Annotated in this window: 16 protein-coding genes, 1 other RNA gene and 2 pseudogenes; 6 read left to right on the top strand and 13 right to left on the bottom strand. The window is 52.5% G+C overall.

Annotated features, from left to right (window positions below; genetic code table 11):
- Positions 1–38: 38 nt before the first annotated feature.
- On the bottom strand, positions 39–869 hold the full coding sequence (gene tdcA, locus AC0XWG_RS10195; protein WP_475680772.1) for a transcriptional regulator TdcA: 831 nt from the start codon (positions 867–869) through the stop codon (positions 39–41).
- Between the two features lie 35 nt (positions 870–904).
- Here tdcA and AC0XWG_RS10190 point away from each other — a divergent pair, with 35 nt between their 5' ends.
- Entirely contained in the window at positions 905–1,873 is a 969-nt protein-coding gene (locus tag AC0XWG_RS10190) for an IS5 family transposase (RefSeq protein ID WP_000654811.1), read from the top strand.
- Positions 1,874–1,928: 55 nt separating this feature from the next.
- Here AC0XWG_RS10190 and AC0XWG_RS10185 read toward each other — a convergent pair.
- The 8 genes and pseudogenes from AC0XWG_RS10185 to AC0XWG_RS10150 form a co-directional block, all read right to left on the bottom strand.
- Positions 1,929–2,024 (bottom strand): annotated as a pseudogene (locus AC0XWG_RS10185) (transcriptional regulator TdcA); the annotation flags it as partial.
- Between the two features lie 795 nt (positions 2,025–2,819).
- The gene (locus AC0XWG_RS10180) at positions 2,820–3,224 is read right to left on the bottom strand and encodes a hypothetical protein (protein ID WP_128348172.1); all 405 of its coding nucleotides are present in this window, start codon (positions 3,222–3,224) and stop codon (positions 2,820–2,822) included.
- Positions 3,217–4,650: a PAAR domain-containing protein gene (locus AC0XWG_RS10175; protein WP_128348173.1), complete on the bottom strand. Its 1,434-nt coding sequence runs from the start codon at positions 4,648–4,650 to the stop codon at positions 3,217–3,219. The genes AC0XWG_RS10180 and AC0XWG_RS10175 overlap by 8 nt, the downstream gene beginning before the upstream one ends.
- A complete protein-coding gene (locus AC0XWG_RS10170; RefSeq protein ID WP_128348174.1) occupies positions 4,650–5,123 on the bottom strand; it encodes a PAAR domain-containing protein in 474 nt (157 codons plus the stop codon). The genes AC0XWG_RS10175 and AC0XWG_RS10170 overlap by 1 nt, the downstream gene beginning before the upstream one ends.
- Positions 5,124–5,484: 361 nt before the next feature.
- Positions 5,485–5,861: RNase P RNA component class A (gene rnpB / locus AC0XWG_RS10165), an RNA gene on the bottom strand.
- Positions 5,862–5,920: 59 nt separating this feature from the next.
- Positions 5,921–6,811, bottom strand: coding sequence for a 2-hydroxy-3-oxopropionate reductase (gene garR / locus AC0XWG_RS10160; protein ID WP_108091064.1), 891 nt, complete (start codon positions 6,809–6,811; stop codon positions 5,921–5,923).
- A gap of 21 nt (positions 6,812–6,832) precedes the next feature.
- The gene (gene garL, locus AC0XWG_RS10155; protein WP_128348175.1) at positions 6,833–7,603 is read right to left on the bottom strand and encodes a 2-dehydro-3-deoxyglucarate aldolase; all 771 of its coding nucleotides are present in this window, start codon (positions 7,601–7,603) and stop codon (positions 6,833–6,835) included.
- A gap of 21 nt (positions 7,604–7,624) precedes the next feature.
- Positions 7,625–8,322, bottom strand: a protein-coding gene (locus tag AC0XWG_RS10150; protein ID WP_223216367.1) for an IS1 family transposase whose coding sequence is annotated in 2 segments (ribosomal slippage) — positions 7,625–8,073 and positions 8,073–8,322 — 699 coding nt in all. Because the reading frame shifts where the segments join, the coding sequence is not laid out codon by codon here.
- Positions 8,323–8,378: 56 nt separating this feature from the next.
- On the opposite strand from AC0XWG_RS10150, the pseudogene AC0XWG_RS10145 reads away from it, so the two are divergent.
- Positions 8,379–9,851: pseudogene (locus AC0XWG_RS10145) on the top strand (alpha-galactosidase); the annotation flags it as partial.
- A 19-nt stretch (positions 9,852–9,870) separates the two neighbouring features.
- On the opposite strand, the gene AC0XWG_RS10140 reads toward AC0XWG_RS10145, so the two are convergent.
- Positions 9,871–10,851 (bottom strand): Fic family protein, encoded by a 981-nt coding sequence (locus AC0XWG_RS10140; protein WP_108091073.1) that lies wholly within the window; start codon positions 10,849–10,851, stop codon positions 9,871–9,873.
- A 4-nt stretch (positions 10,852–10,855) separates the two neighbouring features.
- Positions 10,856–11,719 carry a 16S rRNA (cytidine(1402)-2'-O)-methyltransferase gene (rsmI, locus tag AC0XWG_RS10135; protein WP_108091074.1) on the bottom strand — a complete coding sequence of 288 codons (864 nt, stop codon included), beginning with the start codon at positions 11,717–11,719 and terminating at the stop codon, positions 10,856–10,858.
- Between the two features lie 62 nt (positions 11,720–11,781).
- Between rsmI and AC0XWG_RS10130 the strand changes: the two genes are divergently transcribed.
- The 4 genes from AC0XWG_RS10130 to dolP are packed head-to-tail and all read left to right on the top strand — an operon-like array spanning position 11,782 to position 15,506.
- Positions 11,782–13,956: a penicillin-binding protein activator gene (locus tag AC0XWG_RS10130; protein ID WP_475680553.1), complete on the top strand. Its 2,175-nt coding sequence runs from the start codon at positions 11,782–11,784 to the stop codon at positions 13,954–13,956.
- Positions 13,914–14,309, top strand: a complete 396-nt coding sequence (locus AC0XWG_RS10125) for a YraN family protein (protein ID WP_028017062.1) — start codon at positions 13,914–13,916, stop codon at positions 14,307–14,309. Before AC0XWG_RS10130 ends, AC0XWG_RS10125 begins: the two co-directional genes overlap by 43 nt.
- A gap of 21 nt (positions 14,310–14,330) precedes the next feature.
- The gene (gene diaA / locus AC0XWG_RS10120) at positions 14,331–14,921 is read left to right on the top strand and encodes a DnaA initiator-associating protein DiaA (RefSeq protein WP_003861754.1); all 591 of its coding nucleotides are present in this window, start codon (positions 14,331–14,333) and stop codon (positions 14,919–14,921) included.
- A 9-nt stretch (positions 14,922–14,930) separates the two neighbouring features.
- Positions 14,931–15,506, top strand: a complete 576-nt coding sequence (dolP, locus tag AC0XWG_RS10115) for a division/outer membrane stress-associated lipid-binding lipoprotein (protein ID WP_028017061.1) — start codon at positions 14,931–14,933, stop codon at positions 15,504–15,506.
- A 36-nt stretch (positions 15,507–15,542) separates the two neighbouring features.
- On the opposite strand, the gene AC0XWG_RS10110 is transcribed toward dolP, so the two are convergent.
- Entirely contained in the window at positions 15,543–16,580 is a 1,038-nt protein-coding gene (locus AC0XWG_RS10110) for a permease (protein ID WP_128348183.1), read from the bottom strand.
- A gap of 40 nt (positions 16,581–16,620) precedes the next feature.
- Positions 16,621–17,265 (bottom strand): NAD(P)H-binding protein, encoded by a 645-nt coding sequence (locus tag AC0XWG_RS10105; protein WP_049007614.1) that lies wholly within the window; start codon positions 17,263–17,265, stop codon positions 16,621–16,623.
- Positions 17,266–17,270: the final 5 nt, after the last annotated feature.

The following is a 17,270-nucleotide window of genomic DNA, read 5'->3' as shown; positions in this document are numbered from 1 at the left end:
TTTAAAACAGGTTTAATACTTATCTGGATTTTATTAAATCATCGTCGTCTTTCACTGGTGAGTGAAGCATATTGTTTTGCCAGTTCCACTAATACTGACGCTGATTTTTTAATTCTGTAATTTTTCGACCACACGGCGGCATAACGCGCCACGGGTAATTCATCTTCCACTGGCAGGACAATAAACTGATCGGAGCCGAACGGTGCAATCATATCGCGGGGAATGACCGTCAAATAATCGGCATTAAGCACAAGGTTATAAATGGTGACAACGGAATCGGTCTGGACGATGTTTTCAATGCTGATGTGATTGTCTTGCAGGGTGGTCAGGAGTTCTTTGTAGTAGCCCATATCGGTTTGCGGCATCACCCACTGCTCATGTGTGAGCGATGCCAGTGTTGTCGAACCGGTGCACGTTCGTGTTTTACTGGCGACGAGTACAAACTCGGACTCAAACAGCGGTTCAACGTGCAGATCCTGCAGAAGCATTTCATCGCTCAGTGTTCCGATGGCGAAATCCAGTCGACCGTCGCGAATGGCCGGGAGGAAGGATGAGAGCTGCGCTTCATACATTGAGACACGCGCTTTCGGGAACACTTCCTTGAATTTTTTGATCATTTCGGAAAGGAAGGTAAAGCCGATCAGAGACGGATAGCCAAAGGAGACATCCATAACGGTGCTGAAACTCAGGCTGTTGATCTCGCTCACCATGTTTTTCATCTCACGCGTGATCGACTCTGAGTATGAGAGCAGAACCTGGCCTGCGGCAGTCAGTTTTACGCCGGTGTTTTTACGCACCATCACTTCCACGCCGAAGTAGGACTCGATATCGCTGATGATTTTGCTGACCGCGGGTTGTGTCAGACCCAGTTGGGCTTTGTTGAATAAATCGAACTTTTGCTGAGTTGAAGGATCAGATCACGCATCCTCCCGACAACACAGACCATTCCGTGGCAAAGCAAAAGTTCAGAATCACCAACTGGTCCACCTACAACAAAGCTCTCATCAACCGTGGCTCCCTCACTTTCTGGCTGGATGATGAGGCGATTCAGGCCTGGTATGAGTCGGCAACGCCTTCATCACGAGGAAGGCCCCAGCGCTATTCTGATCTCGCCATCACCACCGTTCTGGTGATTAAACGCGTATTCCGGCTGACCCTGCGGGCTGCGCAGGGTTTTATTGATTCCATTTTTGCCCTGATGAACGTTCCGTTGCGCTGCCCGGATTACACCAGTGTCAGTAAGCGGGCAAAGTCGGTTAATGTCAGTTTCAAAACGTCCACCCGGGGTGAAATCGCACACCTGGTGATTGATTCCACCGGGCTGAAGGTCTTTGGTGAAGGCGAATGGAAAGTCAGAAAGCACGGCAAAGAGCGCCGTCGTATCTGGCGAAAGTTGCATCTTGCTGTTGACAGCAACACACATGAAGTTGTCTGTGCAGACCTGTCGCTGAATAACGTCACGGACTCAGAAGCCTTCCCGGGCCTTATCCGGCAGACTCACAGAAAAATCAGGGCAGCCGCGGCAGACGGGGCTTACGATACCCGGCTCTGTCACGATGAACTGCGCCGCAAAAAAATCAGCGCGCTTATTCCTCCCCGAAAAGGAGCAGGTTACTGGCCCGGTGAGTACGCAGACCGCAACCGTGCCGTTGCTAATCAGCGGCTGAGCGGAAGCAATGCACGGTGGAAATGGACAACGGAATATAACCGTCGCTCGATAGCGGAAACGGCAATGTACAGAATGAAGCAGTTGTTGGGAGATTCACTGACGCTGCGTGACTACGATGGTCAGGTAGCGGAAGCTATGGCCATGGTGCGTGCGTTGAACAGGATGACAAAGGCTGGGATGCCAGAAAGCGTGCGTATTGCCTGAAAATCCAGCCAGCTACAGGGTCGTTCGCACGAAATCTTATTTATTCAACAAAGCCACCCAGTTGTCTTGCCGCAGAACCTATGGAGCCACTTTTAATGACTTCCTGAAATACCACGAGGTGCTGTGTTTTCGGTAGAATAATAGTGTTCATAATATTCTGCGCTTATTTCCCTATGACGGGGTGGATTCTACTCAATATTGTTTAAAGGGGTATGTGCTGTTACTCACAATTTGCTTTTCAGGACCGCTAACCACCCGTACAAAACACCACCAAATAACTTAATCATCAATAAGTTAACTCAAATAAAATACGTCGATACGCTGATATTGATCAACAAAAATAGCGGTAATAAATTTATTTTATGGCGATAACCCTGATAAATTTATTTGGTCTAAAAAAATCAATAAAGGCTATCTTTCAGGCAATTAAAGGGCAATTAATAACCATTATTTGGTTATAACATTCTTTCAATTTATCAAATTTTTCAGGGCTGAATTTTCGGGTTTCTGAAAAAGAGTGGAATGCATCACATATTCACGGGGTAAATGTATTTGATTTCTAAATACGCATATCAAATCAGAAAACATTAGAGATCATAATGACAATATTCATAACAAATCCATAACACTGAGAATTCAGAATTTCTTAGCGTGAAATTTTGTGATTTCGATCCTCTACCTAGCCAGGATTGAGTTATTAACCAATAAAATAGTGAAATGTGCTTAGCGTCGCAATTTTGAGAATTGATGTCATTTGTAAACATGACCAGGGTGGTACAGAAAGCAAAAACCCCGCCGAAGCGGGGTTTTAAAAGAAGTTGAAGCTGACCGATAAGGCGGCTTCGTTAAACTGTACGTCAGGCATCTACAGCGCTGAAATTGTCTTGTGTCGCAGACTGTATCGCACTTAGTGTTATAGAGTAAAGCCTGCTAAGGGGCGCACCTTTCACACCCAACCGCGCTCTATCGCTACCATCAGTAGCCCCCCAATGATAAAGAAGATTAGACTTACGACAGCCAGATATATCTCGACGTAGAAAGGTCCGATAAGTCGTTTGGGAAGTCCTCTGATGAAGTCCTTGTCATCGTTTTTGGTCAGGATTGAACTGCGATTCCATAATAGAGGGATGTAGATGAACTGCACTTTCGTGCTATAGGCTATGTTGACGTAAAGCGTGTTGACGTTTTCGAACAGCAAGACGGCATCAGGAAGGCTGCCATATTTTTTTTTGTACAGGACGCAAATTTCGCTAAACCGTTTACGGTTGAAGACGGACACGACGATGCTCAAGGCACCTAATAACAATCCTGTAAGTGTGGCTATAACCGATACCATTTTTATACTAATCATCACTGGTAACCTCATAAAGACCGAGGGCCTCCCCAATGGATTCGCTCGCTTTTCCAACAGACCAGCTAAAAGCTTTATCGCTTCCGTATGCAATTCCGCCAGATACACTGAGCGTGCAAAGCAGCGCTCCCGCTCCTCCTGCCTCTATGGTTGCAGCCCCCAGAACCACAGCACAAATAGTATTTGCTGCGCCAGCGCCAATAATCCTAGCTCCCACAGCTCCACCTACTAGGCCACCTGAAAATTCACCGATGGAAGTAAACGAGGTTTTGGCGCAATCCCTGCCTACAGTGCAGGCTTCGGTGATCTTCGCTGCGGTATCAAAAGCAGAAAGACCAATGCCGATCTTCCCGGCTGTTTCCATCCACTTAACGTACTTCGCCAGCTTCTCGATATGGGTTGCGTAACCTTCAATATCGCTTACGCCTGTTTCGTTCCAGCGGTGTGTGATTGAACGGCTTGAGAAGCCAAGGGCACTTTTTAGATCTGCGTACTCGTTGAACATGAAGCGATGTTTCATGAACATCTTAAGAACGCTATCAAGCTGACCAAACAAGCGGCGGCGTTCAACGAAGAATTGTTCGCCAATCAGTGTGCCGCTGGTGATGTACTGGTTTTTGTAGGTCTTCTCGATCTCGACAAGGATTTTTTCTACCTCTTCGAAATACCCTTTCGCGGCTTCGGTTGCTTGTCCTGAGTATCCATAAGTATCGCTCGCCGTACTGGCAGCAGCGGCGAACATCTCAATGGTGTCTTTGTGTTTGAAAAGGAAGTTGGCTTGCTGAATGGAAAGAGGGGCTAACGCTGCATCAACTCGCGCTTTCGCAGCCTGCATATGTGCAATCTGTTCGCTGTCCTGCTTATTAGGGTCAACCACCAGCATAATAGAACCGGCTTTGTATCTTTCATCCGGGCCGTTCAGCGTTGCAAATAGTTCTTTGGCTCCTGCTGGTGGATTCTCAGTGAATAGCAGGCGCTGCCAGGCTTCTGTCGTACCACCGTAAGGGATAATGGTAAAACCCGCGTCGATACCCGTTTTCTTTTTAGCTGACTGGGCGTGTTGTTCCGGTTCTGGCTCGATTGGTCCAGGAAGTACAGGCATCTCAACAAGGTGCGATAGATCGGTGTACGTTACTGTTGCTTCTCCACCAAGTTCGTAATCATCATCCCAATTTGAGTTGATGAATTTGGATTTACACGGGCAGGAGCTATAGCTGTGCAACGTTCCGGCAATCCTTTTGCCGTGTATGTCATCATCAAGCCCACCACAGATACGGTAAATCCCTGGGTGTTTACCACAAGTTACTTTATGACCTTCGCAGGACATATCTCTGTCAAAATGCTGGTGGTCACTCCATCCTTCAGTGATAACGCCACCACATCGAGTTTTATCTCCCCTGAATAAATAATATCCCTTAACCCCCATCAGTGCTTACTCCCCGGCATGGTCAGGAACCCTTCCGGAAGTTCGCGACCTTCAGGAAAAACCAGTTTGCTGCATGATTGCAGGGTAGAGATTATTTCATCACCATTATCAAGCATGCTGCCAACGAGTGCAGCGGATTTGCCTTGCAAGACTCGGCCCTTGCCAGCTCCGGAAATAATGGTTGCCTCGCTGCCATCAGCATATACAACCTTGTCGCCAACCCGAGAAATTTGTAACCGTCCTGTGGTAGCGCCGCCTGAAGCATGGCGAATAACTCCCCCGCAACCGGTCACACTCCCAACGACTGCAAACCGAAAAATGTGAGCTAACGGGCGGCTTAAATACTGTTCGTTTATTTCTTCAAGTTCTTCCCGGGTTTTGTTGTCACAGAGGGACAAAAGCTCTTCATCATATGGAGGACGTGCATGGGCTTCACGGATTTCAGGCGTTATTTCGTTAGTGTATTGCTGCATAAATCCCTCTACTGATTGCAAATTTATTTTTATACGTGACTCATTGTACAAATAACACCCATGCGCCGGAAGTGGTTTTTTACAAAAATGAAACTACGTTTTAAATAATTTCCTAGGCGAATGTTTTATGTGTTTTCATTCAGCCAGTGAAGATATAAATCTTGCTCTGCTGGCTGAATCGCAGCCCAGAGACACGCGGAACAAACCACCTGAAGGTAGTCTGAAATGAAGGCTGTAGCGATTGCCACGCTTTAGGATATTGGGGATGGAACAGCCGTTGGTGTGTCTCTTTTGTATCACAGTCTGTGTCACAGTTTATCCTTAGAAAGCCTGAGACACACCAACGTATTGTTTTAAAAGAAGTTGAAGCTGACCGATAAGCCGGGTTCTGTCGTGGACAGTCATTCATCTAGGCCAGCAATCGCTCACTGGCTCAAGCAGCCTACCCGGGTTCAGTACGGGCCGTACCATGTGAACCCCTATTTGGCCTTGCTCCGGGTGGAGTTTACCGTGCCACGGACTGTTACCAGCCGCGCGGTGCGCTCTTACCGCACCCTTTCACCCTTACCTGATCCCGCTTGCGCGGGCCATCGGCGGTTTGCTCTCTGTTGCACTGGTCGTGGGTTTCCCCCCCAGGCGTTACCTGGCACCCTGCCCTATGGAGCCCGGACTTTCCTCCCCTCCGCCCGTCTCCCCCGAAGGGGACGACGACGAAGCGGCGACTGTCTGGTCAGCTTCGGCGCGCAGTATAGAGGGTTTGCGCGCCGCTGTCACCCTCAGGTGTGGGCAAGATGTTATTAACGGGCGACTTCTACCTTCGCCAGTTTTTCGTAGTAGCAGGCAATGGCACTGTGGTCGGCCGTCCCCATACCATCGGCACGCAGGGCCTGCATCATTTCCATCACGGCGGCGGTCAGCGGCAGTTGCGCCCCAACACCGTGAGACGTATCCAGCGCGTTTGCCAGATCTTTAATATGCAGGTCGATGCGGAAACCAGGTTTGAAGTTACGATCCATCACCATCGGTGCTTTGGCATCCAGCACGGTACTCCCCGCCAGACCGCCACGGATTGCCTGGTAGACCAGGTCCGGGTTGACGCCCGCTTTAGTTGCCAGCGTCAGCGCTTCGGACATCGCAGCGATATTCAGCGCCACAATCACCTGGTTCGCCAGCTTAGTCACGTTACCCGCTCCGATGTCACCGGTGTGCACCACAGAGCCAGCCATCGCTTTCATCAGATCGTAGTATTTATCGAAGATCGCTTTATCGCCGCCGACCATCACCGACAGCGTGCCGTCGATCGCTTTCGGTTCACCGCCGCTGACCGGCGCATCCAGCATATCGACGCCTTTCACTTTCAACGCTTCGCTGATTTCACGGCTTGCGAGGGGGGCAATAGAGCTCATATCAATCAGTACCAGACCTGGCTTCGCACCGTCGATAATGCCATTCTCACCCAGAGCGACCTCTTTTACATGTGGAGAGTTTGGCAGCATGGTGATGATGACATCGCACTGCTCAGCAATGGCTCTGGCTGTGGCGGCCGTTTCGGCACCCGCAGCAATGACCTCAGCCACAGCTTGCGGATTATGGTCTGAAACCACCAGTGAGTAACCCGCTTTGATGAGGTTCTTACTCATTGGTTTACCCATGATCCCCAGGCCAATAAAACCGACTTTCAGCGTCATAAACTGTTTCCTCAATGATGGTTATTTTTTAAAAGCGTCCGCTAATTTCTGCGTGGCTGAGCGGAATACGCCGAGGTCACTGCCGACCGCCACAAAGGTGGCACCCCATTCCAGATAACGACGAGCGTCAGCTTCAACCGGTGCCAGAATGCCGCACGGTTTGCCATGGGCTTTAGCGCGGGCAAAGATGTGTTGAATGGCATGCTGAACGTCCGGGTGACCCGCATTACCCAGGTGTCCCAACGCCGCAGCCAGGTCACTCGGGCCAACAAAGATGCCGTCGACGCCGTGTGTGGCAGCAATGGCGTCGACGTTATCAACACCCTGCTGGCTCTCAATCTGTACCAGGATGCTGATGTTGTTATTGGACTGCGCGAAGTAGTCCGGCACGGTGCCAAACATATTGGCGCGATGCGAAACGGATACACCGCGGATCCCTTCCGGGGGATAGCGCGTTGAGGCCACGGCCCGCGCCGCCTCTTCTTCCGTTTCCACAAACGGGATCAGGAAGTTGTAGAAACCGATATCCAGCAGACGTTTGATGATCACCGGTTCGTTGGTTGGCACACGCACCACCGGCGCGCTCTGGCTACCTTTGAGTGCCATCAACTGCGGAATAAACGTATTGATATCGTTCGGCGCATGCTCACCGTCCAGTACCAGCCAGTCGAAACCGGCCAGGCCCAGCACTTCGGTGCTGATGGGATTTGCCAGCGCGGACCAGCAACCAATCTGGATCTGATGCGCCGCGAGGGACGCTTTAAACTTATTTGGGAAAATATCGTTATTCATCGCGTTGGTAATGACTCCAACTTACTGATAGTGTTTTATGTTCAGATAATGCCCGATGACCTTGTCATGCAGCTCCACCGATTTTGAGAACGACAGTGACTTCCGTCCCAGCCTTGCCAGATGTTGTCTCAGATTCAGGTTATGCCGCTCAATTCGCTGAGTGTAACGCTTGCTGATTACGTGCAGCTTTCCCTTCAGGCGGGATTCATACAGCGGCCAGCCATCCGTCATCCATACCACGACCTCAAAGGCCGACAGCAGGCTCAGAAGACGCTCCAGTGTGGCCAGAGTGCGTTCACCGAAGACGTGCGCCACAACCGTCCTCCGTATCCTGTCATACGCGTAAAACAGCCAGCGCTGACGTGATTTAGCACCGACGTAGCCCCACTGTTCGTCCATTTCCGCGCAGACGATGACGTCACTGCCCGGCTGTATGCGCGAGGTTACCGACTGCGGCCTGAGTTTTTTAAGTGACGTAAAATCGTGTTGAGGCCAACGCCCATAATGCGGGCGGTTGCCCGGCATCCAACACCATTCATGGCCATATCAATGATTTTCTGGTGCGTACCGGGTTGAGAAGCGGTGTAAGTGAACTGCAGTTGCCATGTTTTACGGCAGTGAGAGCAGAGATAGCGCTGATGTCCGGCAGTACTTTTACCGTTACGCACCACGCCTTCAGTAGCTGAGCAGGAGGGACAACTGATGGAGATGGAAGCCACGGGAGCACCTCAAAAACACCATCGTACACTAAATCAGTAAGTTGGCACCATTACCTGTAGACGGGGCAATTAACAGCTCGCCGATTATCGCAGACTCGTTCTTTATCCTGCCGGATAAACCCATCGTTAATACTTACGCCTATGAAGCGACGACCAACCTCAATGTGGAGCTGAAAACGCCCATTCAGCCGGCAACGCCAGTCAGCTATACCACCTGGTTCGGTACCTTCCCGGAAACCAGCCAGCTGCGACGTAGCGTAAACCAGTTTATTGATGCCGTCCGCCCGCGTCCGTATAAGCCTTATCTACACTACAACAGCTGGATGGACATCGGCTTCTTTACCCCTTACTCCGAGCAGGATGTGCTGGGGCGTATGGACGAATGGAACAAAGAATTTATCACCGGGCGGGGCGTAGCGCTGGATGCTTTCCTGCTTGACGATGGCTGGGATGATCTTACAGGGCGCTGGCTGTTTGGCCCGGCATTCAGTAACGGTTTTGGCAAGGTACGGGAGAAAGCTGACAGCCTGCACAGCTCCGTTGGCCTGTGGCTTTCGCCGTGGGGCGGATATAACAAACCGCGCGATACTCGCGTCTCACATGCAAAAGAGTATGGTTTCGAAACGGTCGACGGGAAGCTGGCGCTGTCAGGCCCGAACTACTTTAAAAACTTTAATGAGCAGATTAGTAAGCTGATAAAAAACGAGCATATTACCTCGTTTAAGCTGGACGGAATGGGTAACGCCAACTCGCACATTAAAGGCAGCCCGTTCGCCTCGGATTTTGACGCCTCTATTGCACTGCTGCATAACATGCGCAGCGCCAATCCGAACCTGTTTATCAACCTGACGACCGGAACCAATGCCAGTCCATCCTGGCTGTTCTACGCTGACTCCATCTGGCGTCAGGGTGATGACATAAACCTTTATGGCCCTGGTACGCCGGTACAGCAGTGGATGACTTACCGCGACGCTGAAACGTACCGTTCCATTGTGCGCAAAGGCCCTCTGTTCCCACTAAACTCGCTGATGTATCACGGGATCGTCAGTGCAGAAAACGCCTATTACGGGCTGGAGAAAGTGCAAACGGACAGCGATTTTGCCGACCAGGTCTGGAGTTACTTCGCCACCGGCACGCAGTTGCAGGAGCTATACATCACCCCTTCAATGCTGAATAAGGCGAAGTGGGATACCCTGGCGCAGGCGGCGAAATGGTCGCGGGATAACGCCAGCGTGCTGGTGGATACGCACTGGATTGGCGGTGACCCAACTGCGCTTCAGGTTTACGGCTGGGCATCCTGGAGCAAGGACAAAGCAATTCTCGGCTTACGTAACCCGTCGGATAAGCCGCAAAGCTACTACCTGGATTTGACGAGAGATTTCGAAGTCCCGACAGGAAACGCGTCGCAGTTTAGTCTGAAGGCAGTGTATGGACGTAATTCAACCGTACCGGAGGCGTACAAAAACGCAGTGGTGATTACGCTGCAGCCGCTGGAAACGCTGGTGTTTGAAGCATTCCCAGAAAAATAAAAAGTGTTCAGTTGGCAGGTTAAACCATGACCTGCCAGCTTCCCCCTTTCCTTGCCCCCACGCGTTTTAATTTACCTTTTGATTGCAAAGAACGGAGATAACGTTCCGCAGTGCGGGAAGTTACGCCCAAAACAGATGCCAACATTACCGCAGTCATTTGCGGTTGAACGGTAAGAAGCTCAAGGATAGTATTTTCCTTTTCCGACAATTCTTCCGACATTTTTTCCGACAATACTGACGACATACCTATGCCTTCCCGCAAAGCTTCAGCCATATTTTGCAGCATAAACTCCACGAATGCCGTGCAATCACTGGCCCGATCGCATTGTCCTAATATCTGGTAATAGCGCGCCTGCTGAAAATGGATGAGTGTCTCGACGGGTAGCCATGCCAGTTCCGCACGCCACTGGCTTAAGATCAACGTTTGCCACAGCCGCCCCATGCGGCCATTTCCATCTGAAAAGGGATGAATAAACTCAAACTCGTAATGAAATACCGAACTGGCAATAAGCGGGTGGAGATCAGTTTGCTTAAGCCAGGACAGAAGATCGTCGATCAGACGGTTCATCTGGGAGGCAGGAGGAGCCATGTGGACTAACTGGTTTCCACGGTATACCCCTACATCTCCATTCCTGAGCTTTCCAGGGAGATCGACCAGACCAGTCATTAATAACCGGTGTGCATTGAGTAAGTCATTGAGCTTCCATGGCTTCCATTCAGACAATTTCTCATATGCCAGGATAGCATTGCGGACTTCCTGAATATCTTTTTCAGGCGCGAGCACGCGCTTGCCATCCATGATTGCCGTCACTTGCCCGGTAGTCAGCGAGTTGTGTTCAATGGCCAGCGATGCCTGGATAGTGCGGATACGGTTCTCTTTACGCAGTAAAGGAGATGTCCTTCCGGAATGAGCCGCCCAATGCCCCAGCAACTCACCAATCTCAACAACCTGATTGAGAATTGATGGCGTGATAGCGAATGGAGGCAGGTAGCGGCTCATACGTTTACTCCCCCTGCTGCTCCAGCGCATACTTATACAGCGCATTTTTCTTCACGCCGTGAATTTCCGCCGCTAGCGCCGCAGCTTTCTTCAGCGGCAGTTCCGCCTGCAGCAGCGCCAGCGTGCGCAGCGCGTCTGCTGGCAGCGCGTCTTCCTGCGCTTTATGTCCTTCGACAATCAGCACCATTTCACCTTTACGGCGGTTTTCATCTTCCTTCACCCACGCCAGCAGTTCACCCACCGGTGCACCGTGGATCGTTTCCCAGGTTTTGGTCAGTTCGCGCGCCAGCACCACGTAGCGGGCTTCTCCCCACACGGTCACCATATCTTCCAGGCTCTCAAGCAGGCGGTGCGTGGATTCGTAGAAAATCAGGGTGCGCGGTTCCGCTTCCAGGTCTTTTAACACGTCGCGGCGGCCTTTGGATTTGGCAGGCAGGAAACCTTCATAGCAGAAACGGTCAGACGGCAACCCCGCAGCGCTCAGCGCAGCAATTGCGGCGCAGGGGCCCGGCAAAGGTACAACCCGAATCCCTGCTTCGCGGCAGGTACGCACCAGATGGTAACCAGGGTCGTTAATCAGCGGGGTTCCTGCATCGGAAACTAACGCAATGTTCTGCCCCTCTTTCAGCTTCGCCACCAGCGTTTCGGCTTTTTGTTGCTCATTGTGATCGTGCAGGGCAAACAATCGGGCGGTGATCGCGAAATGTTGAAGCAGTAAACCGGTGTGCCGGGTATCTTCAGCAGCAATCAAATCAACAGCTTGCAACACGGTAAGCGCACGTTGGGTAATATCAGATAAATTCCCGATAGGAGTAGGTACAATATAGAGCTGGCCTTGAGAATTATCCGCCGTTTCGTGTTGTTTCATTGTTTAGTCCGTATTGCCGATTTAATATTGAGCATTGCGTAAAAAAAATCACTGGATACAGTATGGTACCGTTAACGTTTCTTCGAAAAAAAGCCACTCGCAGCGTGCCGCTTCTGCTGGCAGCGCTGATCTTTGCAGGCTGTGGCACCCAGGCACCTGACCAGAGCACTGCACATCTGCAGGGTTCCGCTCAGGCTGATTCTGGTTTTTATCTGCAACAAATGTCGCAGAGTTCAAATGATACCAAGACCAACTGGCAATTACTCGCCATTCGTGCACTGTTGAAAGAGGGGAAAACCCAGCAGGCCGCCGAACTGTTCAATCAGTTACCGAAGGATCTTAACGACACCCAACGTCGTGAGCAGAGCTTGCTTTCCGCTGAGCTGAAAGTCGCACTGAAAGATTATGATGGCGCGAAAAAGATCCTGGGTAATATCGACGTCAGCGCGCTGGATAAAAATCAGCAGGCTCGCTTCTGGCAGGCAGGTATTGCCGCTGAGCAGGGTCGTCCTTCCCTGACACTGCTCCGTGCACTGATTGCCCAGGAACCGCTGCTCGGCGGTGCCGACAAGCAGAAAAATATTGATGCCACCTGGCAGGCGCTTGCCTCCATGACCCAGGAACAGGCGCAGGCACTGGTCATCAATGCCGATGAGAACGTACTGCAGGGCTGGCTGGATCTGCAGCAGATGTGGTTTAACAACCGCAACGATCCGAAGATGCTGAAAGCCGGTATTACTGACTGGCAAACCCGCTACCCGCAGAATCCGGGCGCGAAAATGCTGCCAACACAGCTGGTAAACGTGCAGAACTTTAAGCCCGCATCGACCAGCAAAATCGCCCTGCTTCTGCCGCTAAACGGTCAGGCGGCGGTATTTGGTCGCACTATTCAGCAGGGTTTTGAAGCGGCGAAAAACGGTACCACGCCGGTGACAGGCAGTGCCGTTCCAGCACAAGCAGCACAAGCAGCACAAGCAGCACAGGCAGCAAATGTGAACGATGTTGTCAGCCCGTCCGCAGCCGAGACCAGTGACCTGACCACCGCCCAAACCCCGGCGCAGGGCACGATGCAAAACCCGGTTACCGCACCAACGACACCTCCGGCAGCCGCAACTGCGCCTGCGCCTGCAACACAGGCTCCGGCTGAGACACAAGCGGCGCCGGCACCTGCTGCCACAGCACAACCGTCTGAACGGCAACCTGCGCAACCCGCAGCCCAACCTGCTGCGCAGCCGCAAACCGTGGCAGCCTCCAGCGCCAACCCGGGCGCTGAGCTAAAAATCTACGACACCAGCTCACAGCCGCTTGACCAGGTTCTGGCGCAGGTTCAACAGGACGGAGCAAGCATCGTTGTCGGCCCGTTGTTGAAAAACAACGTGGAAGAGCTGATGAAGAGCAATACCACGCTGAACGTGCTGGCGCTCAATCAGCCTGAGCAGGTTCAGAACCGCGCCAATATCTGCTACTTCGCACTTTCCCCTGAAGATGAAGCCCGCGATGCCGCACGACATATCCACGAGCAGGGTAAACAGGCTCCTCTGTTGCTCATCCCACGCAGTACGCTGGGCGATCGCGTCGCGAATGCCTTTGCCAATGAATGGCAGAAGCTCGGTGGCGGTATGGTACTGCAGCAGAAATTCGGTTCAGTCTCTGAACTGCGCGCTGGCGTAAATGGCGGAGCAGGCATCGCGCTGAACGGTAGCCCGGTAACCGCAAGCCTGCCGCAGCAGCAGGGCGTGACAATTGGCGGTCTGACAATCCCGGCCCCACCTACCGACGCACAAATCAGCGGTGGCGGTAAAGTGGATGCCGCCTATATTGTCGCCACGCCGCAAGAGATCGCCTTTATCAAACCGATGATTGCAATGCGTAACGGCAGCCAGAGCGGTGCAACGCTGTACGCGAGTTCACGCAGCGCGCAGGGCACTGCAGGCCCGGATTTCCGTCTGGAAATGGACGGTCTGCAGTACAGCGAAATCCCTATGCTGGCAGGCAGCAATCCGGCACTGATGCAGCAGGCGCTGGGGGCAGTACGTAACGACTACTCTCTGGCGCGTTTGTATGCGATGGGTGTCGATGCGTGGGCGCTGGCGAACCACTTTACCCAGATGCGTCAGGTGCCAGGCTTTGAGCTTAACGGCAACACCGGCGATCTGACCGCTACTCAGGATTGCGTGATCAACAGGAAGTTATCATGGCTCAAATACCAGCAGGGGCAAATCGTCCCGGCCAGTTAAGCCGTAAAGAGACCGGCGATGCGTGGGAGTTAAAGGCGCGTCGCTGGCTTGAAGGCAAAGGACTGCGCTTTATCGCCGCTAACGTCCGTGGGCGCGGCGGCGAGATTGACCTGATCATGAAAGAGGCTCAGGTCATTGTGTTTGTAGAAGTCCGTTTTCGACAGTCCTCCCGTTTTGGCGGCGCTGCCGCCAGCGTGACGCTCGCCAAACAACATAAATTATTACAGACTGCCCACTTGTGGCTTGCCCGCCATAATGGGAGCTTTGATACTGTGGATTGCCGGTTCGATGTGATAGCCTTCACCGGAAATGAGATCGAATGGCTTAAAAACGCTTTTGGCGAAGACGCATAATTAAGATTTAAAAGGGATAACGTGCTCGAAAGAATTAAAGTGTGCTTCACAGAAAGCATCCAGACTCAGATTGCCGCGGCGGAAGCGCTACCGGATGCGATCTCCCGTGCCGCGATGACGCTGGTGCAATCCCTGCTTAATGGCAACAAAATCCTCTGTTGTGGCAACGGAACGTCAGCCGCCAACGCACAGCATTTTGCTGCCAGCATGATCAATCGTTTTGAAACAGAACGTCCGAGTTTACCTGCCATTGCACTTAATACCGATAATGTGGTCTTAACAGCGATTGCTAACGATCGTCTGCATGACGAAATTTACGCTAAGCAGGTGCGAGCCCTCGGCCATGCCGGAGATGTACTGCTGGCAATATCCACACGCGGCAACAGCCGGGACATTGTTAAAGCCGTTGAAGCCGCCGTAACCCGGGACATGACTATCGTAGCTTTAACCGGCTATGACGGTGGTGAGCTGGCGGGTCTGCTGGGGCCGCAGGATGTGGAAATCCGCATTCCTTCTCACCGTAGCGCGCGTATTCAGGAAATGCATATGCTGACGGTAAATTGCTTATGCGACCTGATCGATAACACGCTTTTCCCTCACCAGGATGATTAAGGAGTTCTTATGAAGGCTTTATCGACCCTCGCAGTCCTTATGTCTGCATTACTGCTTCAGGGATGTATCGCTGCGGCTGTCGTGGGTACTGCTGCTGTAGGCACCAAAGCGGCAACCGATCCGCGTTCTGTCGGGACGCAGGTGGATGACGGTACGCTTGAGCTGCGCGTCAACAGTGCGCTGTCGAAAGACGAACAGATTAAGAAAGAAGCGCGCATCAATGTGACGGCTTATCAGGGCAAAGTGCTGCTTGCAGGCCAGGCCCCTAACATGGAACTCGCCTCCCGCGCCAAACAGATTGCGATGGGTGTAGAAGGTACGACAGAAGTCTTCAACGAAGTGCGCCAGGGACAGCCTGTCAGCCTGGGCACCGCATCGTCTGACACCTGGATCACCACCAAAGTGCGTTCCCAACTGCTGGGTTCTGATCAGGTGAAATCTTCCAACGTGAAAGTGACGACGGAAAACGGTGAAGTGTTCCTGCTGGGTCTGGTAACCGACCGTGAAGGGAAAGCCGCGGCTGATATCGCCAGCCGGGTGAGCGGCGTGAAACACGTCACCACCGCGTTTACTTATATCAAGTAACAAACAATACCCGGCAATGCCGGGTATTTTTTTGCCTTAAACCAATGCAAAACTTCCCACAATCACCCCACTCAACGCCACCAGCCCCGCAGTCAGCCACAGCGCTTTGGCCGGGAATGATTTACGCAGCATGATAAGCGACGGCAGGCTAATTGCAGGCAGTGTGATGAGCAGCGCCAGCGCCGGTGCGGTGCCCATGCCAGCCAGCATCATGGTCTGCACAATCGGGATCTCCGCCGCCGTTGGGATCACAAACAGGCAGCCTGCAACGGCCATCGCAATGACCCACATCAGCGTGTTGTCGATAGCGCCATCCGCATGTGGGAAAAGCCAGACGCGCGCAGCCCCCAGAACCAGTACAGCAAGGATATAGACCGGGATGGTGCTCCAGAAAAGCTGCCATAACGCCTGACCCCAGCGCATGAAGAAACTCCCCTGAGGCTCGCTGACGTTCAGCTCAACTGACGCCGGTTCAACGGCATTATCTTTCACCCATTTTTGTACCAGCGTCGCGACCACCAGCACCGTCAGCAATCCAGCCACCAGACGGATGAACGCAAAATGCCAGCCCAGAACAAATCCCATAAACACCAGCGTCGCCGGGTTTAACAGCGGGTTACCCATCCAGAAAGCCAGCGCGCCGCCCATCGAGACTCGCTGGCGACGCATCCCCGCGGTAACAGGAGCCGCACAGCAGGAGCACATCATGCCCGGCAGAGAAAAAATTGTCCCCAGCAGCGTGCCCTGAAATCGCGACTGCCCAAGCGTTTTCACCAGCCAGTTCCGCGGAATAAGTACCTGAATCAGTGACCCCAGAATGACGCCTAAAACGGCGGCTTTCCATACGGCAAGGAAGTAGACCATGGCGTAATCCCACGCCGCCCGCAGCGGGCTGGCATCAGCCTGAGCGAGAATAGATTTACCGATACTGTGCGTTTCGGCGGCGGTGAAGGCTTTGCCGTAGTAGGGCTGCCATTTCACATACCAGAGGCCGATAATGACCACAAGAAAGAAGAGCGCGGGCTTCCACCATTGAACAGGTGTTGCCGCCTGAGATGAAGACTGACCAGTCATAGCATTCCCCGGAGAGTAGTAGGTAATTAGCCGGGGGAGTTTACGCCTCGCCCTGCGCGATTTCACGCAGTTTTGCCGAAGGGATAATGTTCACCCCTTCCTTCGAAGGTGAAAGCGCCTCTTTTAGCATCGCGCGTGCGACATCCTGCGCCTCAATGGATTTCCAGTTCCCCGGAAGAATGCGGAATAGCGGTGCAAAAATAGATTCATTAAAACGCCGTTCGTCGCGGTGTCCCAGTAGCATGGAGGGGCGAACAATCGTCAGGTAATCCCATCTCTGCGCAATCAGCGCGTCCTCCATTTTGCCCTTCACGTTGTTGTAGAAAAAAGGCGATCCGGCACTGGCACCCAGCGCGCTGACCACCAGGAAATGTTTCGCCCCAAGCCTTTTGGCCGTGAGTGCAGTATCTACCACCAGTGTGTAGTCCGCATGCACAAACGCCTCTTTACTGCCCGCCTCACGCCGGGTCGTGCCGAGACAACAAAATGCGATATCAATGGGGTCCTGCACCTGTGCCAGCGCGTCCGTCAGCTGCGGATCATGTGGGTTGAAGACGCCGGAGATATCTGCGAGCGGTCGCCGCGTCGGGGCGGCAATATAATTCACTTTGCGCTCCTGAATCAGCAGACGCAGTAAATGCCCGCCCACCAACCCGGTTGCGCCTGTAAGCAGTACCTGGCTCATCTTTT

The organism is Enterobacter sp. DVT3837 (assembly GCF_056238685.1).
This window is presented reverse-complemented; position numbering and strand designations above follow the sequence as displayed.